The sequence below is a fragment of the Streptomyces sp. ICC4 genome, from assembly GCF_003287915.1.
Classification (GTDB): Bacteria; Actinomycetota; Actinomycetes; order Streptomycetales; family Streptomycetaceae; genus Streptomyces; species Streptomyces tritrimontium.
This window is the reverse complement of the sequence record NZ_CP030286.1, coordinates 7,247,544-7,273,438: the sequence shown is the minus strand read 5'-3', so window position 1 is coordinate 7,273,438 and position 25,895 is coordinate 7,247,544. Positions and strand designations below refer to the sequence as shown.

General features: G+C 72.0%; 25 protein-coding genes, 1 tRNA gene, 1 rRNA gene and 1 pseudogene. 18 read left to right on the top strand and 10 right to left on the bottom strand.

The genetic code is table 11. The features are described from left to right. Window positions 1-74: 74 nt before the first annotated feature. The gene (locus tag DRB89_RS34160) at window positions 75-2,597 is read left to right on the top strand and encodes a SpoIIE family protein phosphatase (protein WP_112452046.1); all 2,523 of its coding nucleotides are present in this window, start codon (window positions 75-77) and stop codon (window positions 2,595-2,597) included. Between the two features lie 31 nt (window positions 2,598-2,628). Here the strand turns inward: DRB89_RS34160 and DRB89_RS34155 are convergent, their stop codons facing one another. The 3 genes from DRB89_RS34155 to rrf form a co-directional block, all read right to left on the bottom strand. Continuing rightward, complete coding sequence (locus DRB89_RS34155) at window positions 2,629-2,838, bottom strand: hypothetical protein (RefSeq protein ID WP_112452047.1); 210 nt, start codon at window positions 2,836-2,838, stop codon at window positions 2,629-2,631. Window positions 2,839-3,009: 171 nt separating this feature from the next. Further along, window positions 3,010-3,082: transfer RNA gene (locus DRB89_RS34150), tRNA-Thr, on the bottom strand. Window positions 3,083-3,087: 5 nt separating this feature from the next. Then, window positions 3,088-3,205, bottom strand: a 5S ribosomal RNA gene (rrf, locus tag DRB89_RS34145). A 43-nt stretch (window positions 3,206-3,248) separates the two neighbouring features. On the opposite strand from rrf, the gene DRB89_RS34140 reads away from it, so the two are divergent. The 3 genes from DRB89_RS34140 to DRB89_RS34130 all read left to right on the top strand — a co-directional run bounded on the left by DRB89_RS34140 (window position 3,249) and on the right by DRB89_RS34130 (window position 5,386). Next, complete coding sequence (locus tag DRB89_RS34140) at window positions 3,249-3,719, top strand: hypothetical protein (RefSeq protein ID WP_112463556.1); 471 nt, start codon at window positions 3,249-3,251, stop codon at window positions 3,717-3,719. Window positions 3,720-3,772: 53 nt separating this feature from the next. Further along, window positions 3,773-4,753: a hypothetical protein gene (locus DRB89_RS34135; protein WP_239516474.1), complete on the top strand. Its 981-nt coding sequence runs from the start codon at window positions 3,773-3,775 to the stop codon at window positions 4,751-4,753. 72 nt (window positions 4,754-4,825) lie between these two features. Further along, entirely contained in the window at window positions 4,826-5,386 is a 561-nt protein-coding gene (locus tag DRB89_RS34130) for a hypothetical protein (protein ID WP_112450521.1), read from the top strand. A gap of 85 nt (window positions 5,387-5,471) precedes the next feature. Here the strand turns inward: DRB89_RS34130 and DRB89_RS34125 are convergent, their stop codons facing one another. The 4 genes from DRB89_RS34125 to DRB89_RS34110 all read right to left on the bottom strand — a co-directional run bounded on the left by DRB89_RS34125 (window position 5,472) and on the right by DRB89_RS34110 (window position 8,509). Further along, window positions 5,472-6,071 (bottom strand): hypothetical protein, encoded by a 600-nt coding sequence (locus DRB89_RS34125; RefSeq protein WP_112450522.1) that lies wholly within the window; start codon window positions 6,069-6,071, stop codon window positions 5,472-5,474. A gap of 17 nt (window positions 6,072-6,088) precedes the next feature. Then, on the bottom strand, window positions 6,089-7,492 hold the full coding sequence (locus DRB89_RS34120) for a hypothetical protein (RefSeq protein ID WP_112450523.1): 1,404 nt from the start codon (window positions 7,490-7,492) through the stop codon (window positions 6,089-6,091). A gap of 65 nt (window positions 7,493-7,557) precedes the next feature. After that, complete coding sequence (locus tag DRB89_RS34115; protein WP_112450524.1) at window positions 7,558-7,860, bottom strand: hypothetical protein; 303 nt, start codon at window positions 7,858-7,860, stop codon at window positions 7,558-7,560. After that, a complete protein-coding gene (locus DRB89_RS34110) occupies window positions 7,853-8,509 on the bottom strand; it encodes a hypothetical protein (RefSeq protein WP_162688839.1) in 657 nt (218 codons plus the stop codon). Before DRB89_RS34110 ends, DRB89_RS34115 begins: the two co-directional genes overlap by 8 nt. Before the next feature lie 287 nt (window positions 8,510-8,796). On the opposite strand from DRB89_RS34110, the gene DRB89_RS34105 reads away from it, so the two are divergent. The 10 genes and pseudogenes from DRB89_RS34105 (at window position 8,797) to DRB89_RS34055 (ending at window position 17,155) form a co-directional block, all read left to right on the top strand. Then, on the top strand, window positions 8,797-9,444 hold the full coding sequence (locus DRB89_RS34105; protein ID WP_112450526.1) for a hypothetical protein: 648 nt from the start codon (window positions 8,797-8,799) through the stop codon (window positions 9,442-9,444). Beyond that, complete coding sequence (locus tag DRB89_RS34100) at window positions 9,441-10,484, top strand: hypothetical protein (RefSeq protein WP_239516901.1); 1,044 nt, start codon at window positions 9,441-9,443, stop codon at window positions 10,482-10,484. Before DRB89_RS34105 ends, DRB89_RS34100 begins: the two co-directional genes overlap by 4 nt. Window positions 10,485-10,542: 58 nt before the next feature. Continuing rightward, window positions 10,543-10,842: a hypothetical protein gene (locus tag DRB89_RS34095; protein ID WP_112450528.1), complete on the top strand. Its 300-nt coding sequence runs from the start codon at window positions 10,543-10,545 to the stop codon at window positions 10,840-10,842. A gap of 8 nt (window positions 10,843-10,850) precedes the next feature. Then, the gene (locus DRB89_RS34090; RefSeq protein ID WP_239516473.1) at window positions 10,851-12,176 is read left to right on the top strand and encodes a putative T7SS-secreted protein; all 1,326 of its coding nucleotides are present in this window, start codon (window positions 10,851-10,853) and stop codon (window positions 12,174-12,176) included. 30 nt (window positions 12,177-12,206) lie between these two features. Continuing rightward, window positions 12,207-12,509: pseudogene (locus DRB89_RS34080) on the top strand (DNA polymerase III subunit delta'); the annotation flags it as partial. A gap of 253 nt (window positions 12,510-12,762) precedes the next feature. Beyond that, entirely contained in the window at window positions 12,763-13,191 is a 429-nt protein-coding gene (locus tag DRB89_RS45225) for a phosphatase PAP2 family protein (RefSeq protein WP_343234850.1), read from the top strand. 162 nt (window positions 13,192-13,353) lie between these two features. Beyond that, window positions 13,354-14,877, top strand: a complete 1,524-nt coding sequence (locus DRB89_RS34070) for a carboxylesterase family protein (protein ID WP_162688838.1) — start codon at window positions 13,354-13,356, stop codon at window positions 14,875-14,877. A gap of 148 nt (window positions 14,878-15,025) precedes the next feature. Further along, window positions 15,026-15,298 (top strand): hypothetical protein, encoded by a 273-nt coding sequence (locus tag DRB89_RS34065; protein ID WP_162688837.1) that lies wholly within the window; start codon window positions 15,026-15,028, stop codon window positions 15,296-15,298. A gap of 163 nt (window positions 15,299-15,461) precedes the next feature. Next, window positions 15,462-16,469 carry a LacI family DNA-binding transcriptional regulator gene (locus tag DRB89_RS34060; RefSeq protein ID WP_112452502.1) on the top strand — a complete coding sequence of 336 codons (1,008 nt, stop codon included), beginning with the start codon at window positions 15,462-15,464 and terminating at the stop codon, window positions 16,467-16,469. A gap of 128 nt (window positions 16,470-16,597) precedes the next feature. Next, a complete protein-coding gene (locus DRB89_RS34055) occupies window positions 16,598-17,155 on the top strand; it encodes an SMI1/KNR4 family protein (RefSeq protein ID WP_239516472.1) in 558 nt (185 codons plus the stop codon). Between the two features lie 343 nt (window positions 17,156-17,498). On the opposite strand, the gene DRB89_RS34050 is transcribed toward DRB89_RS34055, so the two are convergent. Next, on the bottom strand, window positions 17,499-18,449 hold the full coding sequence (locus DRB89_RS34050) for an alpha/beta hydrolase (protein ID WP_112452501.1): 951 nt from the start codon (window positions 18,447-18,449) through the stop codon (window positions 17,499-17,501). Window positions 18,450-18,768: 319 nt separating this feature from the next. On the opposite strand from DRB89_RS34050, the gene DRB89_RS34045 reads away from it, so the two are divergent. From DRB89_RS34045 to DRB89_RS34030, 4 genes are all read left to right on the top strand, one after another. Beyond that, window positions 18,769-19,287 (top strand): ATP-binding protein, encoded by a 519-nt coding sequence (locus DRB89_RS34045; RefSeq protein ID WP_162688836.1) that lies wholly within the window; start codon window positions 18,769-18,771, stop codon window positions 19,285-19,287. Between the two features lie 214 nt (window positions 19,288-19,501). Next, window positions 19,502-21,184, top strand: a complete 1,683-nt coding sequence (locus tag DRB89_RS34040) for an AMP-binding protein (RefSeq protein WP_112463552.1) — start codon at window positions 19,502-19,504, stop codon at window positions 21,182-21,184. A 127-nt stretch (window positions 21,185-21,311) separates the two neighbouring features. After that, a complete protein-coding gene (locus DRB89_RS34035; RefSeq protein WP_112463551.1) occupies window positions 21,312-21,980 on the top strand; it encodes a trypsin-like peptidase domain-containing protein in 669 nt (222 codons plus the stop codon). A gap of 234 nt (window positions 21,981-22,214) precedes the next feature. Further along, window positions 22,215-22,736, top strand: coding sequence for an O-acetyl-ADP-ribose deacetylase (locus tag DRB89_RS34030; RefSeq protein ID WP_112452027.1), 522 nt, complete (start codon window positions 22,215-22,217; stop codon window positions 22,734-22,736). Here the strand turns inward: DRB89_RS34030 and DRB89_RS34025 are convergent. Together DRB89_RS34025 and DRB89_RS34020 are read right to left on the bottom strand one after the other, a co-directional pair. Then, window positions 22,733-24,148 (bottom strand): NAD(P)-binding protein, encoded by a 1,416-nt coding sequence (locus tag DRB89_RS34025; RefSeq protein ID WP_204357892.1) that lies wholly within the window; start codon window positions 24,146-24,148, stop codon window positions 22,733-22,735. The two genes, DRB89_RS34030 and DRB89_RS34025, sit on opposite strands and share 4 nt — an antisense overlap. Before the next feature lie 144 nt (window positions 24,149-24,292). Then, complete coding sequence (locus DRB89_RS34020; protein ID WP_112452026.1) at window positions 24,293-25,864, bottom strand: alpha/beta fold hydrolase; 1,572 nt, start codon at window positions 25,862-25,864, stop codon at window positions 24,293-24,295. Window positions 25,865-25,895: the final 31 nt, after the last annotated feature.

Below are 25,895 nucleotides of genomic sequence, written 5' to 3'. Positions count from 1 at the left end.
CCGGACGACGGCACCATGGCGACCGCGAAGGTAAGTAACCTGGCATCCGATGTCCACCGCGTCGAAGGAGACTAGTGATCACGGCACGGGCGGCTGCCAGTTTCGATCCACAAGGGCGTTCGGTCGCCTCTGCCCGCGCATTCGTCCGCGACACCCTCCAGGGCTGGGGTTTCGCGGACATCGTCGACGACGCCGTGGTCCTCACCAGTGAGCTCGTCACCAACGCCGTGGTCCACGCCGGCACCCGCGCCGAGGTCCTGTGCCTGCGCACCGAGGACGGCGTACGGGTCGAGGTCGCCGACCGGTACCCGGAGCGCGAGCTGCCCCTGCACCACCCCGGCGAGCGCCCGTACGCCGATCCCGACCGCGAGAGCGGCCGCGGGCTCATGCTCTGCGCCGCGCTCGCCACGCGCTGGGGCGTCGAGTACACCGGCACCCACAAACACGTGTGGTTCCGCCTCGACATGCCGGACCGTCCGGTCGGTACCCGCTCCGCGGGCCCCGTCGTCCCCGACCAGCTGCTCCCCCTCGCCGACAGCCGGGTCCGCGTCGCCGTCGTGCAGATCGACGCCACCGACACCATCTCCGGCTGGAACGAGGACGCCGAGATCGTCTTCGGCCACCCCGCCGAGAAGGCCGTCGGCCGCCCCCTCGCCGAGCTCGCCGCCTGGCCGCAGACCCCCGGCACCGGAACCGGCATCGCCGAGGCCCTGCGCCTGTCCCGCTGGGAGGGCAGCTACGGCATCCGCGGCGCCGACGGCCGCGTCATCCCCGTCTACGCCTCCCACCTGCGGGTCCGCGATGCCCACGGCGAGCCGTCCATCGTCTGCCTCCTCGTCCACGACGACGAGCGCGCCCTGCTCATGAGCCCCGTACGCGTCCCCGTCGACGGCGGCCACCTCGCCGAGTCCCGCCCCGCGGACCCCTTCGAGATCTTCATCGGCTCGCCCGCCCCCGACGACCTCGACGGACTGCTCCAGCGCACCGTGGAACGCGCCCGCGACCTCCTCGACGCCGACGCCGCCTTCCTCCTCCTCGCCACCGACGACGAGACCGAGCTCGAGGTCCGCGCCACCACCGGCCTGCCCTCCACCCGCCAGCGCTTCGCCCGGGTCCCCGTCGAGGCCGGCACCAACCGGTACGGCAGCGCCCGCATGCCCGCCGTCCACGACGACCTCGCCGTCGTCCCCGGAGCCGTCCCGCTCCTGGAGAACACCGGCATGCGCTCCGCCGTGACCGTGCCCCTCAAGGTCGAGGGCCGCCTCACCGGGTCCCTCGGCGTCGCCACCGAGGCCCCCGGCCGCTACTCCAACGACGAGGCCCTGCGCCTCCAGTTCGCCGCCGACCGCATCGCCCTCGCCGTCGAGTCCGCCCGGCTCGGCGAGCTCGAACGGCTGCGCCGCGGCTCCCTCTCCTTCCTCGTCGAAGCCTCCGACCTGCTCGCCGGCACCCTCGACCGGGACCAGACCCTGGCCCTCATGGCCCAGATGACCGTCCCCACCCTCGCCACCTGGTGCGCCGTCTACACCATCGCCGACCAGTCCTCCGACCCGTACCTCTCCTACGTCCTGCACGAGGACGAGGACCGCATCGACGGCCTCAAGGACCTGCTGTCCCACGTCAGCCCGCCCGAACCGGTCCGCGAATCCGGCGCCACCCCCTGGCCCGCGGCGACCCTCGCGGCAGGCGACGAGACGGTGGTCCTCCCCCTCCTCGCCCGCAACCGCGTCATCGGCATGCTGACCCTGGGCAAACCGTCCGAGGAGCACTTCCGCCAGGAGATCCTCGAACTCGCCGAGGACCTCTCCCGCCGCGCCGCCCTCGCCCTGGACAACGCCCGGCTCTACTCCGAGCGCACCGCCATCAGCCGCTCGCTGCAGCGCAGCCTGCTGCCGCCCGGCTCCCCCGCCATCCCCGGCATCGAGGTCGAGGTCATCTACCGGGCCGCCGGCGAGGGCAACGAGGTGGGCGGCGACTTCTACGACGTCTTCCCGATCCGCCCCGGCGTCTACGGCTTCGCCATCGGCGACGTCTGCGGTACGGGACCCGAGGCGGCCGCCGTCACCGGCCTGGCCCGCCACGCCCTGCGCCTCCTGGCCCGCGAGGGCCTCGGCGGCCCGGCCGTGCTGGAGCGCCTCAACGCGGCGATCCTCGACGAGGGCGCCCGCAGCCGCTTCCTCACCCTCCTCTACGGAGAGCTCCACCCCCAGTCCGACGGCAGCGCCCACATGAAGGTCGTCTGCGCGGGCCACCCGCTCCCCTTGCGCCTGCGCCCGAACGGCGAGGTGCTCCCGGCCGCTGACCCGCAGCCGCTCCTCGGCGTGATCGAGGACCTGGACCTGTACGAACAGACGCTCACCCTGGACCCGGGCGACGTCCTGCTCTGCGTCACGGACGGAGTCACCGAACGCCGGGAGGGCACCCGCATGCTCGGCGACGACGGCCTCGCCGAGGTCCTGACCACTTGTACGGGCCTCACCGCCGGCGCCGTCGCCTCCCGCGTCCTGCGCGCCGTGGAACGCTTCGCCGCCGAACCGGCCTCGGACGACATGGCCATCCTGGCTTTCCGCATTCCCGAACAGCGCCACGGCGACTGAGCACCCCACGGTGCCCTGACCGCTTGACCGGCTACCGCCGGGGCCGCACCACAAGGATCATGAACGACGGGGCCGCCATCTCGCCCCGGGGCCCACAGCCCTCGTCGACGATCACATCGCTGTCGGCCGGGCAGGGGGAGGGGAAGGCGTCACGTTCGGTCTCCCGGTCCCCCGAGTACGCGGAGTCGTCCCTGGCCTTCACGACCAGGCGGACGAGGCGTTGGATCCTGTCGGTGCTCATGAGAGGTCCTTCCACTGGTCAGGGGGCTCGGACAGCGGATGAAGCCGTCATCCGTGCTTCCATTGCGCCCCGAGCGGCAGCCCTGGTCACGACCCGAGAACTCGGGACTTGACAAGAAGGTCCTGTAACGCAAAAAAAGGCCCCCGCCAAGAGGCGGGGGCCTTTTTGATGAGCCCTTTAACGGAATCGAACCGTTGACCTTCTCCTTACCATGGAGACGCTCTACCGACTGAGCTAAAAGGGCGGGTTGTTCGGCGGCGTCCTACTCTCCCACAGGGTCCCCCCTGCAGTACCATCGGCGCTGAAAGGCTTAGCTTCCGGGTTCGGAATGTAAACCGGGCGTTTCCCTAACGCTATGACCACCGAAACACTATTCCCCGCCCCCCTCCCAGGCGACAGGCCGCCCGACCGTGACCCTCCCGCCGGACTTCAAGAACGTGTTCGAAGGATGGGCCACGGGCGATGCCGGCAAGGATGCCGCCCTGACCGACCTCAGCAGCCAGATCAACGCCGTTGACGCCGCCATCGCGAACGACGAGCCCGAATCGCCCGCCGTGGTCTTCTACAACAAGGGCATGGCCCTCATCAACGCCGGTACGTGGATCGCGAAGATGAAGACGAAGGGCTACGTTCCCACCGGAACCTCCCGATACTTCAACCCGAAGCTTCAGTCGTTCGACGACAAGTCCGTCGGCGTCTCCTACTGCTCGGACGAGAGCAAGGCGTTCGCCAAGGACCGCGGGACGGGCAAGGTCCACACGACCCCCGTGACCGACAACTCATACGTGGCCTACACCGCCCGCCTGGAGAAGAACGAGCAGGGCGTCTGGCAGACCACCCAGCTGAACTCCAAGAGGGGCGACAAGTCGTGCACACCTTAAGGACTCCACTCCGCGTGGTAGCGACGGGAGTGACCGCCGCGGCGATCGCACTCATGCCTGGTATCGCGGCGGCGGAGTGGCCGCCCGAAGGCGACACCCGCGGTGGTGACCCCCAGACCAGCGGCGGCCACGACAAGGGCACGCTCACCTCGCTGATCAGCTTCTCGGGGTCGACCAAGGGCAAGGGCAGCCCGAAGGGCTTCACGGCGTCCAACAACTGGACGCCGCCCGCCTGCTGGTACGAGCCGCGCTCCGCATCGCAGTTCGCGGAGTACGTCGAGGCCTTCGTCGCGGAAACCGTCAACTACCCCGGTCAGGCGGGTCACGCCAAGAGTGCAGTGGGGCAGTTCAGGACGATCTACAAAGACGGCAAGTACAAGAACTACAACCTGGACCAAGAGGGCAAGGGTGCCTTCTGGGTCGCCGTCCGCAATCCCGACCGGTTGAATGACGTCGCCTCCATGGGCTGCAGCGAGCTGCCGGAGTGGGTCCCCAACGGCACCCCGCCCCCTTTCCAGAACTCCGTCACGCCCGAGGTCCTGGCTCACCTGGCGTACAACCAGATCGCCATCACTCCGACCACTGTGAGCCTCGCCCCCACCCCGGCGAACAACAAGGTCAACCTGGCCACGTGGATCTCGCACGACAAGGCCGACTTCAAGCCGGTCTCCGTCACCGCGACCCTCAACGCCGCCGGCGTGAACGTCACCGCCACCACCACCGCCAGACCGGTCTCCCTGCACATCAAGCCCGGCACCGCCGACGCCCAGGTCCACCCCGGCTCCGGCGAGTGCGCCATCAATGCCGACGGCACGATCGGGGCTCCCTTCACCGAAGGTTCGGCCGACAAGAACCCGCCGTGCGGGCTCACGTACCTGCGTTCCTCGGGCAACGGCACGTACGCCCTGGAAGCCAGCATCACGTGGGAGGTCACCTGGACCTCGACCACCGCCCCCGGAGGCGGCCTTCCCCCTGGGACCTTCGCCGTCGTCCAGAACATCACCGTCCAGGAGATCCAGGCCGTCAACCGCTGACCGCACGTCGCGTAGCCTTCACCCCCAGGCCGGGCCGCCCGTACCCGTGGCGGCTGACCTGGGAGGGTGGTCATGAACGAGCTCAAGACGGGGTCCCGGACCTGGCGGGTCCTGGTGCACTCGGCGTACGCGGTGGTCTCCGGCCTCGCCGGGGCGGGCGCGCTCATCACCGCGGTCGTCAGCGCCGCCGCCGGCTCCGAGGGTTCCTCCTGGGCCGACAGCAGCCGGGACCACGTCACCGGCGTGCTCACCCTGCTCTTCCTCGCCGTCCTCTGCCTCGACCTCGCGCGCAAGCTGACCCAGGACGCCCTCGCCCTGCACCGGGCCGACCGCCCCGAGGACGCCGAGGTGGCCGCGGGCATCGCCCTCGCCCTCGGCTGCGCCTACGGCGCCGTCTCCGGCCTGGTCCTGTCGACCGCCGCCGACGGCGTCCCGCTCTGGGGCGTGCTCCTCGTCATGGGCGGCCCGCCCCTGGCCCTGACGGCCCTCCGCGCACCGAAGGCCATCAGCGCCCGCCGGGAGCGGACGACCGCCCGCGCCGCCGCGAGGGCGGCAGCCCGGCCGGTCGTCACCACGCGCAACCCCGGCGCCATGCGCCGCACCACCCGCGCACAGCGGCGAAGCGCGTCCTGAGGCCCGTCCCGCAGGCCGCCGACGCCAACGCCAACGCGAATGCCCACGCCCGCGCCCACGCCCGGAGTTCCGCCCGGAGTCCCGCCTAGAGTTCCGACTCGTCGTCGACGAGCCGGATGCTCCGTACGAACGCGTCGAAGGCCGGCTCCGCGACGGAGAGCCTCCCCAGGTCGTCCGACGAAGCGAAGGCGATGACGTCCACGCCGCGCTTTTCGTCCCGGAACGCGTACCAGAGGTTCATTGCCACGGAGTTGTCGTCCAACTGCACGTGCGTGCGCGAATGCAGACCCGTGCCGAGCGCCTCCGTGGTGAATTCCTCCACCTGCGGAGGCAGCATGGCATCGGGGCTCTCGACCCGCGCGTACTTCCGCAGCGCCACATCCCGATCGCCCTCCGCCGGCCCGTACCAGAGGTGGATGTCCAGCGGCTCTTCCGTGGGGTGCGCGAAATAGAGGTAGCTCTCGCGGGAGGTGTTCATCTCCTCGAACACCTGCCGGCGGGCCGCAAGGAGCGTGGACAGGCGCTTGAGCTCCTTCCGCTTGAGCGGCAGGTCGTGGTAGGTCAGCAGGACGACGGCCTTGCTCTCGGCCCAGTCCTTCTCGTCGTCCCACGGCCTTTCATCCCATGCGCCCCAGGGCAGGGGCACCCAGTACAGGTCGTCGAAGTCGACGTGAACCCAGCTCATTCTTCCCACCCATTCCTTTACGGCGCGTAGTCGTACATGCCGGTGTCGCTCGGAGTCCAGTCCTTGAGGTCTCCGTAAGGGCCGACCTTCGGCTTGTCCTCGTAGATGTCGCTCGGCGCGATGCCCTTGTCGGTCCAGTCGATCAGGTTTCCGGCCGCGAAAGTACCAAAGGCGAGTCCGCCGTTACGGCCGGCCGCCCGCGCCGCCGCACTCGTGGCCGGGTCGCCGCCCCGCTTCAATGCCTCGTTCCGCGCGAACTTGAGCTGCGCGGCCGCATCGCGGTCGCCGCCCGCCCTGAACGTGTCCATCCGGCTCGGCTTGGGCATCTCCGTGGCCACGCCCTTGGGCTTCTGGGACTTCACGAAGGCGTCCTTCTCCTTCTGGATGGCGTCCCTCGCGCGCTGGCTGCCCGCGTTCGCCTTGCGCTCCTCGAACTTCGCGATCTTGTCCTTGTACGCCGGGCTCGTCTTCACGTCCTTCGCCTGCTGGCGTCCGGCCTTGACCGAGGCCTGCCGAGCGGCGTCCGAACCCTTCTTGATGCCCTTGCCGGCCACGGTTCCCATGCGCATGGTGAGCAGGCCCACGACGTCGAAGACCACGTCGCCCCACCCTCCGTTGCCGGTGGCCGCCATGGCGACGTGCGCCACCGTGCTCGCGAGGGCGAGGGCCGTGCCGATCTGGGTCATGAGCGCCATCGCCGCGAGCCAGCCCGCGCCCGGCACGGCGAACATGGCCACGATCATGATGACCAGCGCGATGACCGCGAGGATCGTGGCGATCCAGCCCATGACCTCCAGCACGACCTTGATGGCCTTGAGGTTGCGCTCGATGAGGTTGGAGAACCAGCTCCAGAAGCCGTCCTCGACCGCGTCGTCGATGATGTCGCGGATCTTGTCCGCGATCCGCTTGGAGTCCTTGCGGTATCCCTCGACGGCCGTGCCGTTGCGCTTCTTCGCACCCTCCAGCTTGGTGCGCGCGCTCTCCAGCTCCGTCTTCTTCGACGGCTCCAGGTCCTTCTCCGCCGTCTTGGCCGCCGCCGAGTCCGGGTCCTCGCTGCCCACCAGGGCCCGGAAGCTCTCCTGGGCCTCCTTCGCGGACGTCAGCGCCGCCGCGGTCTCGCTCTGCGCGTGCTCCAGGCAGCCCGCCCACTCGCCCAGCTTGGCGGAAACCTTCTCGTACCGGCCCGCCGACTTCTCCAGCTTGCCCTTCAGCTTGCCGGAGCCCTTCTTCAGCTCCTCGACGTACTTGCCCTTGAGCTCGTCCGTCCCCGATATGGCCTTGAGCCGGGTGATCTGCGCCCGGATCTGCTCACCCGTGGTCGCCATGTTCTTGGCCCCGGTTCTCACCTCCTCGGGATTGCCCGGCGTGGGATCGGAGCCGGCCAGCGGCTGCCAGTCCTTGGGTCGGTTGTTGGGTGCCATGCTCTTCGAACCCCCGTGATTCCTGCTACTTCTTCACTGCTACTTCTTCGCTGCGTTCTTCTTCACTACTTCTTCTTTTCGACCTTGCCCGAGTCGATCAGGTCCTTCTCCAGCCCCTCGAAGCTCTCCCGGGCCTTGATGACGAGCTTGAGCACGTCCTCGATGTTCGTGAGCATCTGCTTGCGGTTCTTCTTCCAGTTGTCCGAGAACTCGTGCATCGCACTCTCGAGGGTCTTCGCCCCGACGTCCTCGGCCAGCTCGTCCTGCCGGTCCCCGCACTTCTTGAACTCCGTCTGGATGATCCCCAGGGACTTCTCGGATTCCGTCAGCAGCTGGTAGTCGACCTTCAGGTCGGACTTGTCACCCATCACCACTCCTCTGCCATGCGAACGTCGTCATGATCGCGTCGAACAGCTCCACGAGCAGGAGCGCGAACTCACCCTCCGGGTCCCCGTCCCCAGGTGTGGAGAACGAGACGCTGATCCAGCGGGCCGCGTTCCCGGGCACCGGCATCGTGTAGTCCACGGTCCGGGCGGCCTCGTGCCGACCCTTCGCCGGGTCGGCGGGACGGACGCGCTCCGTACGGGAACCCACCCCGCCCTCGACGTCCACCTCTTGGGCGTCCGCCTCCCCGTCCCCGCCGGCCGCGAGGGCGCGGGCGACCTCCAGCGGGTCCACGCCGTCGCCCAGCTCGAGCCGGAACTGCGCCACCACGATGGAGCAGGGGATGGCGATCCCGTCGCGCGGGATGGTGGGGAGGTACAGGTCGATACCGGAGTTGTCGGCGGCCTTGCGGGCCAGCTTCAGCAGATGGCCTTCGAGCTGGGCCCGGTGCTTCGCGACCTCGTCCCGGGGGAGCTCGTCGGGGGCGAAGGCCGCGGTATCGGCCGCGATCGTGCGTACCGCGTCCTCCATTCCCTCCCCGAGCGGAATGTGCGACCACCCCGGAGGCATCACGAGGGTGTATCCGGCGATCGCCCCCACCGGGGCCGATCCGGCCGGCATTGAAATTGTCATGTGAACAGCCTTCCTGGCACACGGCCACGCGTGAGGGGCGGGGGTCCGCACTTCCCCGTCCCGACGCAATCCTCCTACGTGGCCCCGGGGTCCACGCCCTCGTCCTTCGCCATCGGACCCTCCGCGCGGCCGTCGCAGTTGCGACATTCGCCGGAAACTTCCGGCACCGAAGCGGACAGGAGGCACAACTCACTGTTACGTAAAGGGAACCGTCCTGGCGAAACCGATCGCCACAAAGGTAGCGTCAGACAGCTTCAGACGCCCTTCGCCCCATCAGGAGTCGCCCAGTGACCCGCCGCACCTTGCCCGTCGCAGTAGCCACCACGGCCGCTGCCGCCCTGCTCCTGTCCGCGTGCGGCGGTGATGGAACGAAGGCGAGCGACAAAATCGCCGGATCGGAGTCGAGCGCCCCACCATCGGCATCCGCGAGCGCGAGCCCGTCCCAGGCGGCGGGCCGGCCGACGATCACGCTTCCGGCGGACGTCAAGAACGTCTTCGAGACGTGGGCGACGGGCGAGCCGGTGAAGGACGCGATCCTCACCGATGTCAGCGCTCAGATGAACGCCACCGACGAGGCCATCACGAGCGACGCCCCCGAAACGCCGGGCGTCGTCTTCTACAACAAGGGCGATGCCCTCATCGGTGCCGCGAAGTGGATCACCGAGTTCAAGGCCAAGGGCCTGACGGTCACCGGAACCACGCGTTACTACAGCCCCCGGATCGAGCTGTTCGACGACAAGTCCGCGGGTGTCGGCTTCTGCACGGACGAGAGCAAGGCGTTCACCAAGGACCGCAAGACGGGCAAGGTCAACGAGGAGCCCGCGAGCGACAAGTCGTACGTCTCCTACACCCTCAGGGTCGACAAGAACGCCCAAGGGGTCTGGCAGACCACGAAGCTGACCTCCGAGAGGGGGAGCAAGACGTGCGCGTCATGAGCCGTTCGGGCCGCTGGCTGATCATCGGCGCGACCGCCACCGCGCTTGCCCTCGTACCGGGCACCGCCTTCGCCGGGAAGGACCCCGGTGGCGGCTCCCGAGGCGAGACCACCACGGGGGGCGACCGGGACGGGCAGATGCTCACCTCGCGCATCAGCTACTCGGGTTCGACCGGCGGATCCGGCGGGAAGAACCCCAAGACGTTCACCCCGACGGGCAACTGGACCCCGCCCGCGTGCTGGTTCGAGCCCATGTCGGCCAGTGAGTTCGCGGCTGCCGAGAAGGCCTCCTACGACACGGTGGTCAACAATCCGGGCCAGCCGTCCTACGCCAAGAACGCCATGGCCGAACTCCGGAAGAAGTACACCGAGACCGACTACAAGGACTACAACCTCGACAAGGAGGGCCAGGGGGCCTTCTGGGTCGCCGTCATGAACCAGGACCGGCTCAACGAGCTGGCCGCGTTCGCCTGCAACAGCACGCTGCCCGAGTGGGTCCCCAACGGCACGCCGCCGCCGATGCGACAGGCCGTGACCCCCCAGGTGCTCGCCGAGCTGGCCTACAACCGGATCATCGTCCCGACGACCCAGGTGACCCTCGCGCCCGAGGCGAACACCAAGGTGAACCTCCCCACCTGGGCCTGGCTGGACAAGGGCATCTTCAAGCCGGTCTCCGTCACCGCGAGCCTCAACGCCGCCGGTGTGAACGTCTCCGCCACCACCACGGCGACGCCCGTCTCGCTCCGCATCAAGCCCGGCACAGCGGACGCCCAGCTGCACCCCGCCTCGGGCGAGTGCACCTTCAACGCCGACGGCAGCATCGGCACCCCCTTCACCCAGGGCTCGGCCGACAAGACCCCGCCGTGCGGACTCACGTACCTGCGCGCCTCGGGCAACGGCGGCTACTCGCTGGAAGCCAGCATCACCTGGAACGTCAGCTGGGTCGGAACCAACAGCCCGCGCCCGACCAACATGCCGCCGGGAACCTTCACCACCGTCCAGAACATCACCGTCCAGGAGATCCAGGCCGTCAACCGCTGACGCCGCCGCCGGGACCACGCGCCACGCGACCACCGTTCCCCGACAAGGGAGTTGATCCATGAGCGAGAGAACCAGGGCCGACCTGGAGATGATCAGGGAGTGCTCGGACTCCCTCTTCGCCATCCACCGGCAGTTCAAGGACAACAGCAACCCCGCCGACGCCTACGACGACGCGCTCGGCAGCAAGAAGCTCCGCGAGGTCTTCGACGACTTCTCCGACACCTGGAAGAAGACCAGGAAGAAGCTCATGGAAGACATCCAGCACCTGGCCGAGTTCACCAAGACCGCGGCGGACACCTACGACGAGGTCGACAGCAAACTCGCCGAAGCGCTGCGCAGCGCGAAGAAGAAGGGCTGACCGACACCGTGAGCACCCGCCCCCGCGACTGGTCCACGCTGCACGACGGCGACCCGGTCCCCGGCGACCCGTACGAGGTCGCCGCGCTCGGCAAGAAGCTGCGCGACATGGCCGACGAGATCGACAAGCAGGCCGCCAACATCAAGGCCCTCTCCTCGGTCGACGGCTGGGACAGCGACGCCGGACGCGGGTTCCACGACATCGCGGACAACACCTCGGCGCGCCTCAAGCGCAGCTACGAGCGGTACGACGAGGCCGCCAAGGCCATCGGCACCAAGGTGGTCGAGGGCGAGTCCGACGAATACGCGAGCGAGCTGCACCGCGCGCAGAAGATGGCGGACAAGGCGCTGGCCGACTTCCTGGAGGCGGACACCACGCACAAGACCGCCATGAAGGACCTGGAGAAGTACGACGCGAAGCCCCCCACCCCCGAAGACGGGCCGGAGCGCACCCGGCTCACGAACCAGAAGAACGACGCCTGGTCCGCCAAGCGGGAGTGCTTCATCAAGGTCTCCAAGGCCAAGGACATACGCGACGACGCCGCGAGCAAGGCCGCCAAGCACATCAAGAACGTGATCCACCACGACGGGGTCCGCGACCCCGGCGGGTTCATGAACTGGCTGGCGGACTGGGCGGACCGGTTCTCCAACATGGCCGCGATCTTCTCGATCCTCGCGGTCATCTGCACCTTCGTGCCGCCCCTGCAGTTCCTCGCACCGATCTTCGCCGCCCTCGCCATCATCTCGAGCGCGGCCGCGCTGGCCGGGCACGCGTACGACATGACGGTCCGCGGCGGCAAGCTGAACCTCCTCAAGCTCGGCCTCGACGTCCTGGGCGTGGTCCCGGGCCTCGGCGCCCTGAAGGGCTTCTCGGCCGGCGCCAAGGGCCTGAAGTTCCTCGGGAAGCTCGGCGGACTGCGGTTCAGCGGATCGGCCGCCCTCAAGGGCGCGAACTTCAAGTTCTTCAACGGGCTGGCGGTCAACCTGACCAACAAGGTGCTGGCCAAGATCCCCGCGATCGGGATCCAGTCCGGGGAGCGGATCACGGCGGTCGTCAAGGGCGGCGGACTCATCGGCGCCATCATCAAGATCGCCCAGCGCAAGGACGGCCACGCGACCGGCGACCCCGGCGACCCCAGGCCCACGCCGACGGGCCCGACGGCCACCCCGACCCCCGGCCCCCCCCCCGGACCGCCGGGGGGCCCCGCCCGAGCCCGGCTTGGCCCGCGCGGCGGTCCCCCGCGTGTCCCGCCCGCTCTCCGGGCGCGCCGTCTCAGGCGGAGGCGGAGGCCAGGGCGGCGCGGCCCGCGAGGAGCACGCGGGTCTGCTCGGTGACGCGGCGGCCGAGGTGCTCGGCGGTCGCGGCTCAAGGCCGTGGAGGAGCCCGCTCCGCGGACCGTGTGGCTGCTGTGCGCGCCCTCGCTGGAGGACGTGCTGCCGACCATCCGCTCGCGCTGCCGCCACCTGACGCTGCGCATCCCGCCGGTGTCCGCCGTCGCCGAGGTGCTGGTCCGACGCGACGGCATCGAGCCGGCCGTCGCCCAGGCCGCGGCCCGCGCCACCCAGGGGCACAACGGCCGGGCCCGCCGGCTCGCGACCGCCGAGGCCGCGCGCCCCCGCCGGGCCCCGGTCCAGCACCTCGCACTGCGCGTGGGCGGTGTGGGCGGCTCCCGCCAGGCCCGCCCGGCGCCCGGTCCCCGCCGCGCCGCCCCGCCACGCGCTCGTCTGGGGCACGGCGCTGCTCCTGCTGTCCCTGCTGATCGGACTGCTCGTCCGCATCGACGAACGGCCCTTCTTCCAGGGCCTCGACGACGCCTGGGCCGCTTCGCTGCAGGGCTCGCCCGCCGATTCCGCCAGCGGGTTCGCCACCGTGCTCGACCGTCTCGGCGGCCCGCTCGGCACGGTCGTGCCGCTGCTGCTGATGGGCTGCCTGTGCATGTACGGGCGCTGGCGCTCGGCGCTCTTCGTCTTCACCACCGCGATCCTGGCCAACATGCTCGTGGTGCTGCCCCTCAAGGCCCTGGCCGACCGGCCGCGACCGCCGCACACCTGGGTCCTGGTCAACGACGGCTCGTACCCCTCCGGCCAGGTCTTCAGCGCCGTGGCCCTGATGATCGCCGCCGCGGTGGTGCTGTTCCCGCCGGACGGCCGGCGCTGGTGGTGGCTGTTCGGCACGGGGTACGCCGGCGCCATGATGTGGAGCCGCACCTGGCAGCACGCCCAGTGGCTGAGCGACACCTTCGCCGGCGCCCTGGCCGCCGCGGGGGCCTGCCTGCTCCTGTGGCGGGCCTTCGCGCCCCTGCTGAAGACGGAGGCCGAGCGGATGGCGGCGGACACGCTCTGGCTGTGACGCGCCCCCGACCGGCCGGCGACACTCTTCGCGGTATCGCGCAACATTGACGGTCGGCGAATTTTCGCCATACTCTCGACGGGTCGGCGCGCGTTCGGCGCGGGACCCAGGAAGGATCGACTCATGGCACCCACCCCAGGACCCCCAGGACCCGGTCGGCCCGTGGCACACCCGCCCGCGGGCCGGCTGCGCGGCGCGGTCGAGGACGGGCTCGCCGTCTTCCGGGCCGTGCCCTACGCCGCACCCCCGGTCGGCGAACTGCGCTGGCGGGCCGCCCGGCCGCACCCCGGCTGGAGCGGCACCCGCGACGCGACCGCCGACGGCCCCAGCGCCCCGCAGATGTACCTGGAGGGCGGCGACCCCGTCCTCGGCGGGCACGGCTCGCCGCCCTTCGACGAGGACTGCCTGACCCTCAACGTGTGGACCCCCGCGGCCGACGACGCCCGGCGGCCCGTGCTCGTCTGGATCCACGGAGGCGGCTTCGTGTCCGGCTCCGGGTCGCTGCCGAACTACTCGGGCGCCACCTTCGCCCGCGACGGGGACCTGGTCGTCGTCAGCATCAACTACCGCATCGGCCCCCTCGGTTACCTGCACACCGGCCCCGAGGAGGGCGCGGCGGACCCCGGCGCCAACCACTGGCTGACCGACCAGCTCGCCGCCCTGCGCTGGGTGCGGGACAACATCGCCGCCTTCGGGGGCGACCCCGACGCCATCACCGTCGCGGGCCAGTCGGGCGGCGCCGTGTCCACCGCCGCCCTCGCCGGACTGCCCGAGACCCGGGGCCTGATCCGGCGGGTGATCCTGATGAGCCCGCCCTTCGGGCTGGACCTCCCCGGGTCCGAGGACGGCCCGGAGCGCACGGCCGCGTACCTCGAGGCCGCCGGGGTCAAGACCCTGGCCGAGCTGCGCACCCTGCCCTGGCCCGAGCTGATCGGCGCCGTCGGCGGGCTCTTCGCCCGGACGACCCGCTGGGGCTACTGGCCCACGCCGTTCCTGCCCGTGGTCGACGGCGTGACGCTGCCCCGCCACCCGGCCGAGGCCCTGCTGCACGGGGCCGCGGCCGGCATCGAGGTGATGATCGGCTGGACCCGGGAGGAGGCCAACTTCGGCTTCGCCCTGAACGAGGTGCACGCAGCGGCGGACCGGGACCAGGTCACCGACCGGATCGCGGACACCTTCGGCCCCGAGGCGGCCCCCGCCGTGTACGCGGCGTACGAGCGCACCCGGCCCGGGGCCGGTCCGGCCGACGTCCTGATGGACCTCATCACGGACGAGCTCTTCCGGGTCCCCGCGCTGCGGCTGGCCGAGGCCCGGGCCGAGGCGGGCCATCCGGTGTGGGCCTACCAGTTCGACCTTCCCGCGGCCGCCCACGACGGCCGGCTCGGCGCGGCACACTGCCTCGAACTGCCCTTCGCGTTCGCCAACTTCGACCAGTGGACCCACGCGCCCCTGACGTCCGGGCTGGACCCCGCCGTCCGGGACGGGCTCGCGCACACCATGCACGAGGCCTGGATCGCCTTCATCCGCACCGGCGACCCGAACCATCCGGACATGCCGACGTGGAACCCGTACGAGAAGGACACCCGCACCACGATGCGCTTCGACTCCGTCGTCACCGCGCTCGCCGACCTCGCCGGGGACTCCCTGCGCCTGCACGAGAGGGCGCTCGGCTCCCGGCCCGCCTGAGGGCCGCCCCCGGGGCGGCGGCCGGGATGAGGGCCAGAGCCTGCCGGCCGCCCTCCCGGCCGCCGACCCGGCCGATGCGCCGGCCGCGGACCCGGCCGACGAGCCCGGGGCGGCGGCCGGGCGACTGCGGGAGCATCCCGCCGCCCCGGTGTCCGCGGCAGCGGAGCAAGTGCGGCTGCGCCGGCGGGCGGCGGCGAAGTTCGGGGAGTCCGCGCCCGGGCTGCGCTTCACCGAGGACAGCCCGGAGCCGTCGCCCCACGTGGCCGTGTCCGCGTACGAGATCACGGAAGTGCTGCCGCTCACCGGCGGGGCACCGAATGCCCCACGGACCCCGGAAGCGTCGACGGAGTTCCCCGCGGGCCCCGCGGACCGCCCCACCGTGCTGGTCGTCAGCCCCACCCCGGTCACACCCGCCGCCTGAGCCGACCAGCGACCGGACCGCCGAGCAGGCCGCCCGAACCGACCGGGACCCGCCCCCGCAGAGCTGCTCGCACATCCGGGCGGGCCCGCGCTCCGTTGATCTAACTCGTGTAACCTCCGAAGGGAAGGCACCGAGCCGAACAAAAGGAGCGTCGAGCGACGTCATGGCCAAAGACACTCCTGTCCCGGCGTCCCCCACCAGCGCCGACGTGGCCCGCCTCGCGGGGGTTTCCCGCGCCACGGTCTCCTTCGTCCTCAACGACACCCAGGGCCACCGCGTCGGCGAAGCGGCCCGCGCCCGCGTCCTCGACGCCGCCCGGCAGCTCGGCTACGTACCGCACGCCGCGGCCCGGTCCCTGCGGGCCGGGCGCAGCAACCTCGTGCTGATGCCCTCGTCGATCTCCGCGGTCGGCCGCCTCGTCAGCGACTGGGTCGACGACCTGCACAGCGAGCTCGACCGGCACGGTTACACCGCCGTCCTGCACGCGGGGCGCTTCGCCGACCCCCTCGACGCCGCCCGCGCCTGGGCCGAGCTGCGCCCGGCCGCCGTCATCGCCCTCGACGGCGACCGGCTCACCGCACAGGCCGCCGAACTGCTGCGGCGCGCCGGGGTGCGGGGGCTGCTCGCCTTCGCCGCCCGTCCCGTGCCGGGCGTGCACACCATCCGCTTCGACCACGCCCGCATCGGCGCCACCGCCGCGGAGCACCTGATCTCGCGCGGCCGGACCCGTATCGGCGTGGTCATGCCGCAGGAGCGCGGTCTCGGCACCCTCGCCGCGCCGCGGCTCGCCGGCGCCGAGTCGGTCGCCGCCGGGCACATGGCCACGGTGACCCCGGTGGAGCTCGCCTACACCCGGGAGTCGGCGACCTCGCTGGCCCGGCGCTGGCGGAGCCTCGGCCTGGACTCCGTGTTCGCCTACAACGACGAGTACGCCGCGCTGCTCATGCACGCCCTGCGGGCCGAGGGGATCGACGTACCCGGGGAGGTGGCCGTCGTGGGCTCCGACGACCTGGTCCTCGCCGCCCTCCAGCAGCCCCCGCTGACCTCGATCCGCCTGGATCTGGTCTCGCCCGCCGCGGTCGCGGACGCCGTGCACGATCTGATCGAAACGGGCACGACGGCGCCCATCCCGGAGATAGAAGCGGTCCTGATCGAACGCGAGACCTCCTGAGGGCCCCGATTCCGGGCCCGCCCGTCGATCCCCCGTGAACGCGTCATGAGCCGGTTCCGGCGCCTCGGGGCAGTCCGAGCCCGCCGGGAGCCCCTGGGGTGTCACACCGGTCTGGCAGTCTGCCGTCCATGACGGATGACCTCATCGACACATGGACGCCGAAGCGCCGCATCACGGATCCGGCCGAGGCGCTCGCGGCGCTCGAGCGCGCCGTTCCGGACATGGCCGACCACCGCCGGCCGACTCCCGCCGTACTCGACTGGGCCCTGCTCGAGGAGGGCTTGGGCACCGCGCTGCCTTCCGACTACAAGCACCTCGCCGAGTGGTACCCGGCGTTCGCCATCGGCCACTGCGTACTCCTCGGCCTGCCGGAGCCGGGCGCGGAACACCACGTGCTCCGTGACATCAGGAGCCTGCTGGAGGCGCTCGTCGAGGCCCGGCCGGAACCCGGCCCCGGCGTGCCGCCCCATCCCGCACCGGGCGGTCTTCTGCCCTGGGCCGAGTCGGACGAGAGCGACACGTTCGCGTGGAGGACGACCGGCGGGACCCCGCAGGAGTGGTGCGTCACCGTGGCGGGTCACGGCGGGGCTGGTGGCACTACGAGGGCGGGGCCGTGCAGTTCCTGGCAGAACTCTGCGACGGCACGCTGGAGCCCCCGGGCCTGCGGCTGTTCGACTCCGAGGTGACACCCTGTTGAGCCCCCGCGGGACCGTCGTCATCGGGCGGGACGACGGCGGCGGAGCTCGGCCCCGGACCTGAACGGAACGGCGCCGGGCGCCCCGGTGACGGGGGCCCGGCGCGGCGGCTTTCGGATCCTGCCGGTTTCCGGGGGGCGCGGGGCCTCAGGCGCCCAGTGCTGTGACCGGGAAGGTTTGCCGGGTCGCGGTGTCCGGTGCGGTGCATCTCCCCCAGCTACCGCCGGGAGGGGCCCCCGGACGGAGGACCACGCCTCGTACTGGACGTACCGGTGTGGTCCGACAACGCGGCGAGGTGCCGTGCCGGGCGCCGCGACCCGGTGAACCCTTCCGGTCACAGCACCAGGTGGCCGGCCAGGAAGGCGACGCTGTCCGCGACGATCCGCCCGATGTCGGGCGATCCGAGGAAGATGTGGTCCGCGCCCTCCACCGGAGTCAGGGTGACCTCGCCCCCGGCCTTCGTCAGGACCGCGGCGAGCTGCTCGCTCTGGCTGTAGGGGACCAGCCCGTCGAGCGTTCCGTGGATCAGCAGGAACGGCGGCGGGTCCGAACCCTCGACGGCGTACGTGACCGGGCTCGCGGCCCGCGCCAGCTCGGGGCGTTCGGCGACGGCCGCGCCGAGCAGGGCTTCGTACGGGTCGGGGAACTCGGCTCCGCCGGGCATCGGCGGCATGGGGTGCTCGGCGAGGGTGACCAGGTCGGAGACCCCGTACCAGTCGACGACGGCCCGTACCGCGGTGTCCCCCGCGCCCACTCCCTGTACGCCCTCCAGCGCGGCGGCGTCCGGGGTGTCCGCGCCGACGACCCCGGCGAGGGCGGCCAGGTGGCCTCCGGCGGACTCGCCCCAGACCCCGATCCGGTCCGGGTCCACGCCCAGGACGGCGGCGAACTGCCGGACGTAGCGGATCGCGGCCTTCACGTCGTGCAACTGGGCCGGGAAGGGGGCCTCCAGGCTGTGCCGGTAGTCGATGGAGACGAGCGCGAGGCCCGCCCCCAGCACCGATCCGTGCAGCAGCTCCACGGGAACGGTCGGCGGCGGGTAGCGGCGGTCGCCGTCCAGCCAGCCGCCGCCGTGGATCCACACCACCGCCGGGAAGGGCCCCTCGCCCTCGGGCACCAGGACGTCGAGGAGCCGCGGCCGGTAGCCGGGCGAGGTCGCGTACGTCACCCCTTCGAAGCGGCGGATCCCGTCGGCGCCGACCACCGCGGACACGGGGGTCCGGAACGGCGGGGGCGGCCAGGTCATGTCCGCCAGGTCGATCGTGGCGGGGGGCGATTGCGTCATTGCGGCCCTTCCAATCTGCTCGGCCCCGAGGGCCGAGGGGGTACGGGTACGGGTCCGGTCGTCAGTCCGGGTCCGGGTGCGGGTCCGGTCGTGGGTCCGGGTCCCGCCACGGCTGCGGCCACCACCACGGACAAGGCTTCGTAACGTATGTCCGGATTGCTTGCGCGAGCCATGGCGGAGGCTTAGCGTGTTACACGTGTAATCACGACTCTAGCGACGCGTTTCCGCAGACCACAAGAGCACGGGCAGTCCAAGTTCCCCGGCAGTTACACGAGCCGCCGCGCGAATGTCGCCGCCTTCCCCCCTCCGGGAGCACGTCATGCTCACGTCCACCCCCACCCCCACCCCGCCCCACTCCGGCCCGGTCGGTCCCGCCGGGCCGTCCGACCCGGTCGGCCTGTCCGACCCGGTCTCCGCAGCCGCCTCCCGGGCCCGCGGCTTCGGCCACTGGGCCGCGCGGCCCACCGCGGCGACCGTCCCCCTGATGCGCTCCCGCGTCCGCTCCGCCCTCGACGGCTGGCAGATCGCCGGCGAGATCGCGGACGTCCTGCTGCTCGCCGTCAGCGAGCTGGTCGCGAACGTCGTCCTGCACGCCGCCGAAGCCGGTCGGCTGCGGGTCGGGATCTCCCTGCGGGGAGGGTGGCTCCAGCTGGAGGTGGCCGACGGGGCCTCCTCGCTCCCCCGACTGCCGCACCCCCGAGGCGAGGTCGACCCGGACGCCGAGGGCGGGCGGGGGCTGCTGATCGTCCAGCTGATGGCGGCCGAGAGCGGCGGCCGACTCAGCTTCAGCGCCGACGAGTTCGGCAAATCCGTGCGCGTGCGCATACCGGCCGCCTGACGAGTGGCGAAGCCCACACCGGAGGCCACGAAGGGGGCAGGGAACCCCCGGAGAGCCGCGCGAAAGCCGCGTGAGAGCCGTCGCGGCGGGGCGCCGGATGCGGCGCCGAGCATGACGATTCCCTCACAGAAATATCGCGAGGAATTGACGGCCGCCATTTTATCGAGATACTTGCCCCATCTCCCCCGCTGCTCCCTGATTGAGGTGCCGCCCCATGGAGCTCTCCCCTTCGGCGCATGCCGATTCCTTCTGCCGCGACCGGCTTCCGCCGTTCGAGCTCTGGCCCCGACTCCACTTCGATCTTCCGGAGTTGGACTACCCCGACCGGCTCAACTGCGCCCGCAGCCTCCTCGACGACGCCGTCGAGCGCTGGGGCCCCGACCGCCCCTGCCTGCTGACCCCGGACGAGCGCTTGACCTACGGCGAACTGCGCCGGCGCGCCAACCAGGTCGCCCAGGTGCTCACCGAGGACCTGGGCCTGCGTCCCGGGAACCGCGTACTGCTGCGCGGCCCCAACAACCCCTGGCTCGTCGCCGCCTGGTTCGGCGTGCTCAAGGCCGGCGGCGTGGCCGTCACCACCGTGCCGCTGCTGCGGGCCGCCGAGCTCACCGGGCTGTGCGAGATCAGCCGGCCCGCCATCGCCCTGTGCGACCACCGCTCCCTCGAAGAACTCGAAGCCGCGGTGGCGGCAACGGCCACGACCGGCGCCGATGCCGATGGCGCCGACGCCACCGCCCCGCGGGTGATCGCGTACGGCGGCCCCGGCGAGGACGACCTCGCCGTCCGCTGCGCCGCCAAGGACGGGGTCTTCACCACCGTGGACACCGCCGCGGACGACGTGGCGCTCATCGCCTTCACCTCCGGCACCACCGGGCGGCCCAAGGCGACCCTGCACTTCCACCGGGACGTGCTCGCCAACGCCGACACCTTCTCCCGGCACGTCCTGCGGCCGAACCCCGACGACGTGTTCACCGGCACCCCGCCGCTCGCGTTCACCTTCGGGCTCGGCGGTCTGGTGGTCTTCCCGCTGCGGGTCGGGGCCTCCACCCTGCTCGTGGAATCGGCGACGCCCACGCAACTGGCCGACCTCGTCGCCGCGCACGGGGTGACCGTCCTGTTCACCGCGCCCACCGCCTACCGCGCGATCCTGGCCGCCGGCTCGGCCGACCGGCTGGCCGGCCTGCGCCGCTGCGTGTCGGCGGGCGAACCGCTGCCCGCCGCCGTGTGGGAGGAGTTCCACGCGGCCACCGGGCTGCGCATCATCGACGGCATCGGCGCCACCGAGATGCTGCACGTGTTCATCGCCGCCGCGGACGAGGACATCCGGCCCGGCTCCACGGGCCGGCCCGTCCCCGGCTACCGCGCCGCCGTGGTCGACGAGAACGGGGCGCCCGTCCCCGACGGGTACCCCGGGCTGCTCGCCGTCACCGGGCCCACGGGCTGCCGCTACCTGGACGACCCGCGCCAGTCCACGTACGTCCGGGGCGGGTGGAACATCACCGGTGACACCTACATCCGCGATGCGGACGGCTACTTCTGGTACGTGGCCCGCAGCGACGACATGATCGTCTCCTCGGGCTACAACATCGCGGGGCCCGAGGTCGAGAAGGCGCTGGCCGGCCATCCCCACGTGGCGGACTGCGGTGTCGTCGGGGTCCCCGACGAGCGCCGCGGCATGCTCGTCAAGGCCTTCGTGGTGCTGCGCGACGGCGTCCCGGCCGCGCCCGAGACCGTCCGCGAGCTCCAGAACCACGTCAAGGGGGCCATCGCCCCGTTCAAGTACCCGCGGGCCGTGGAGTTCGTCACCGACCTCCCCCGTACGGAGACCGGCAAGCTCCGCCGCTCCGAACTGCGCACCCGGGGAGCGGCGACGGGCCTGTCCCGTATACACATCTGACGCGGCGGCCGCGCTACTCTGGGTAGGCACCGGCGGCAGCGGCGGCAGAGGGGCAGGCGGCGGCGGGGGCGGGGAAGGGGCCGGGGGCGGAGGGGGGCGCGACGGCGACGAGCCGCCGGCGCCCTCCGTGTCCGCCGAGCCCGCCGGCCCCCAGACGGCCGGGACCGTCCCCGCCGAGCCGGCCGTCGGCGCGCTGTTCTCCCCCGGCGCCGACGGCGACCCCGACCACCACTGCTCGGCCGCCGTGGTCCACTCCCCCGGCGGCGACCTCATCGTCACCGCCGCCCACTGCGTCCACCAGAACGGCTTCCGCACCAACCTGGCCTTCGCCCCCGGCTACCACGACGGCACGTTCCCCTTCGGGGTCTGGGTCCCGACCCGGATCGACGTGGACCCCCGCTGGAGCGCCGACCACGATCCCGACCACGACGTGGCCTTCGTGCGCGTGCGCCGCCCCGGCCGTCCCGGGCAGCGGCTGGAGGACGTCACCGGCGCCGCCTGGACGCTGCGCACCGGAACCGCGCTCCCGGTGCCCGCCCGGCTGGTGGGCTACCCGAACACCGCCGAACAGCCCCTGGGCTGCCTGACCCTGGCCGTCGCGGACGGGCCCGCGCAGCTGCGGCTGGACTGCCCGGACGTACCCGACGGCACCAGCGGCGGGCCGGTGCTGACCGACGGGAAGGCCCTGATCGGCGTGATCGGCGGCCGCGACGGAGGCGGCGACGACCAGACCTCCTACAGCTCCTCCTTCGACGACGACGTCCGCGAGCTCTACGAACGCGCCGTCCGCGGCTAGCGCTGTGGCCGGAAAGGTTTGCCGGGTCGCGGTGTCCGGTGCGGTGCATCGCAAGGCGGAGGGCCGCCGCTTGTACTGGACGTACTTCGGTGGTCCGACAACGCGGCGAGGTGCCGTGCCGGGCGCCGCGACCCGGTGGACCTTTCCGGTCACAGCACTAGTGCTGTGGCCGGCTCTTTCGGATCTTGCCGGGGCTCCCGGTAGCGTGTGTCCTCCACGAAGGAAGGAACTCCCGTGCCGCGCATCGCACTCGTCCGGGGCGACATCACCACGGAGCGGGCCGACGCCGTGGTCAACGCGGCGAACTCCTCGCTGCTCGGCGGCGGCGGTGTCGACGGGGCCATCCACCGGCGCGGCGGTCCGGAGATCCTGGCCGCCTGCGAACAGCTGCGCCGCTCGCACTACGGCAAGGGTCTCGCGACGGGCAAGGCGGTCGCCACCACGGCCGGCCGGCTGCCGGCCGATCACGTGATCCACACGGTCGGTCCGGTCTGGTCGCGGGACGAGGACCGGTCGGCGCTGCTGGCCTCCTGCTACCGGGAGTCGCTGCGGGTCGCCGATGAACTGGGAGCCCGTAGCGTCGCCTTCCCGGCGATCTCCACCGGGATCTACGGATGGCCCCTGGACGACGGGGCGCGGATCGCGGTGGAGACCGTGCGGTCGGCCCGGACCGAGGTGGAGGAGGTCCGCTTCGTTCTCTTCGACGAACGCGCCTACGAAGCCTTCGCGAACGCGGTGGCCGCCGGGCCTTCTTAGTCCTTCGGCGGGCCGTGGTGGGGTGGGTAGTCGGTGGTTTCGGGGGTGGCCGGAAGGCGCCACTTCGACAGGACGCGGGCCATCGTGACGGGCTCGAGCAGGACGGCCGGCGGGGCGGTCAGCGACAGCACGCCGAAGAAGCGGCCCGCGATCGCCGGGTCGGCGTTGGCTCCCACCATCACCCGCGCCATGTAGCGCTGCAGGATCCGGGTGGCCCGGTCCGGCGGCGGCCCCTTCGTCACCGGATAGCGCATGTCCTCGCTGGTGGCGATCTGCCAGGGCACGGCGGACGCCGCGGTGGTGCGGCGCTGGATGCGCCGGGCGGCCCCGGCGATCTCCCGCGGGTTCAGGGTGCGGATCTCCTTGGCCAGGGCCTCCGCGGCGAGCGCGGCGACCGTCATCCCGTGTCCGTACACGGGGTTGAACCGGCAGACGGCGTCGCCGAGGACCACGAATCCGGCCGGCCAGTGTGCGAGGCGCTCGTAGTGGCGCCATTCGTTCGCCGTGTTCCGGAAGGCGGTGGGCGGGGACAGCGGGGTCGCGTCCCGGATGGCGTCGTACAGGGCCGGGCTGCGCAGGCTCCGCGCGAACGCGAAGAACGCCCCGTCCTCGACGGGCGGGGCGTGTTCGCCGTTGCCGATCAGGGTCACCAGCCAGCGGTTGCCGTCCTGCGGCATCAGGACGCCGCCGCGCGGGAGGTCGGGGCGGCCCTGGACGTACAGGCCCTGCCAGCGCCGCCCCGGATCGGCCGGGATCTCGAAGTAGCGGCTGGAGTAGCCGAGTCGGGAGTCGTAGCGGGTGACCTCCGGGGCCGCGTGGCCGAGCGCGATGAGCCAGTCGGGCGCCTTGGAGGCGCGGCCGGTCGCGTCGACGACGAGTCGCGCGGCCAGCGGGCCGCCGTGGCGGAGCTGTACGCCGGTCACCGAGCGGCCGTCCGGCCCGGCCACCAGTCCGGTGGCCGTCGTCCCGCCGCGGATCGTGATGCGGCCGTCCCGCAGCACCTCGCGGCGCACCGTCCGGTCGAGCAACTCCCGGCTGGAGAGCAGCACTTCGGCCCCGTGTAACGGGCCGAACCAGCCGGCGGGGCTCAGCCAGAGGAAGTCCCGCGGCGAGTTCAGCAGGCTCGCCCCGGCACCCACCAGTTTGCCGGTGATGCCCGGCAGCATCAGTTCGATCAGCTCCACGCCCCTCGCCCACAGGATGTGCGCGTGCCGGGACTGCGGCAGCCCGGGCCGGAACTGCGGCTCTCCTTCGGGCAGTTCGTCCCGCTCGATCACGGTGACGCGGGAGAAGCGCCGCGCGAGGACCCGCGCGGCCAGCAGCCCGGCCATGCCCGCCCCGAGGACCACCGCGTGGTCCCCGGGCTCCGAGTCGGTGCTTCCTGGGTGGTTGTCCGTACCGTCGTCGTCCATGCCGCAGAGTGTGGTGCGGTCCGCGCGCCCCGGTGAGGGCCCGGACGGGGCGCCTTGGGGCTTCCCGGGGGCGGACGGGCTCATGCCGGGGCGCCCACACACCCGTTCGACCGGTGGGGTCGCGTCAGGGCAGGTCAGGGCGGGTCACGGACACAGGACCGTCCAGGTGACCCGCACGTGCCCGTCGTCGTCGCCGCGGAAGTCGCTCGTACGGGTTCCGGGCTGGTCGGTGTAGGGATCCCAGGCCACCGTGCCGCGGGCGACCAGGTCGTCGGCCGAGGAGGCGTCGCGGTCCCAGAGGTACACGCCGATCTCGAAGGGGCCGGGGCCGTACGTCGTCCCCGAGCCGACCTGCTGGTGGAAGTACGGGTCCGGGTTGGTGCGGCCGCCCTTGTTGGGGAAGGTCGACGGGTCCGACGAGGAGCGCGACCACACGGCGCCGCGGCCGCCGTCACCGGTCCGGACCGTGAGGTCCCCGTAGAGCGCGGGCCGGGTCGTGCCGTCGTCGAAGTAGGTCAGCTCGGCCCCGTCCACGCGGACCCGGCAGGCGGGGACGCCCTGCGCCGGGGTGACGGTGTAGGTGACGGACACCTCGCCGCCGTCCACTCCCGCCATCTTCGCGGTGAACCGGCCGAAGCCGAGGGCCGGGTCCCAGTGGACGCGGCCGGCGGCCATCACGTCGTCGTTGTTCCCGGCGGTGTAGTCGGCGTCGGTGACGTGGGCGGTGATGGTGGCGCCGGAGCCGAAGACCTGCCCGCGGGCGGAATCGTCGAGCCCGAACCAGGGGTCGTGGTCGGGGAAGGCGGTGGCGCCGGCGCGGTCGCGGTGCCACAGGGTGCGGGCGGTCCCGTCGGTGGTGAGCGTGAGGCCGTCGTAGAGCTCGGGACCGCTCTCCCCGGCGGAGGTGAAGCGGGCCGAGTCGACGGTGATGCGGAAGGGGCCGTTCTTCAGGTCGACCCGGCTCACCGGGTCCTTGGAGAACTCGGCGACGATCTGCCGGCGGATCCAGTCGTTGCCGAGCAGCCCGTAGTGCGAGGGGCAGCCGCTGTCGCCGACCGGGAGGACGTGGTTGACGGCGCCGGCCAGTTCGGTGGAGCGCGGGGCGCGGCTGTCGCCGGGCGGGATCTGCTGGTCGCAGGTGGAGCTGAAGGTGGTGTAGCGGGTGGCGCCCGGGGTCTCGTCACCCGCGTTGAGGGAGGTCAGGAAGGCGCCGCCGGGGGTCATGTCGGCGAGGGAGGCGGCGTGGATGTCGCAGAAGGTGCCGAAGGGGCCGCAGGGCGCGGCGTCACCCGCCCCGTGGTTGGGCCCGCCCAGCGAGACCCAGGCACGGACCCGGGAACTCCCGCCGTCCTTGAGGTACTTGCGGGTGAGCAGCGAACCCATGCTGTGGGCCACGACGTTGACCTGGCGGGCGCCGAAGCGCTCGGTGAGGAAGGCCCCGAAGCGGGCCGCGTTGGACTCGTTCGTCGCGGCCCAGTCGTAGCCGAACTCGGCGAGGTCGCTCGAGAGCCAGCCCTGGCCGCGCAGGTGGTCCTCCAGCCCGTCGAGGGAGGCCGCGGTGTCCCCGTAGCCGTGGACGAGGACGACCGGCGTACGGCGCTCCGCGCTCGCGGCGGCCCGGGCGGGCGGTGCGGTGAGGGCGGTCGCGAGGAGCGCCGCGAGCGTGGCGAGGAGGAGCGGGAACAGCAGGGGCACGGGCAGGGCGGATCTGCGCATGGCTCTCCCAGGGGATGCGGCCCGACAGCCT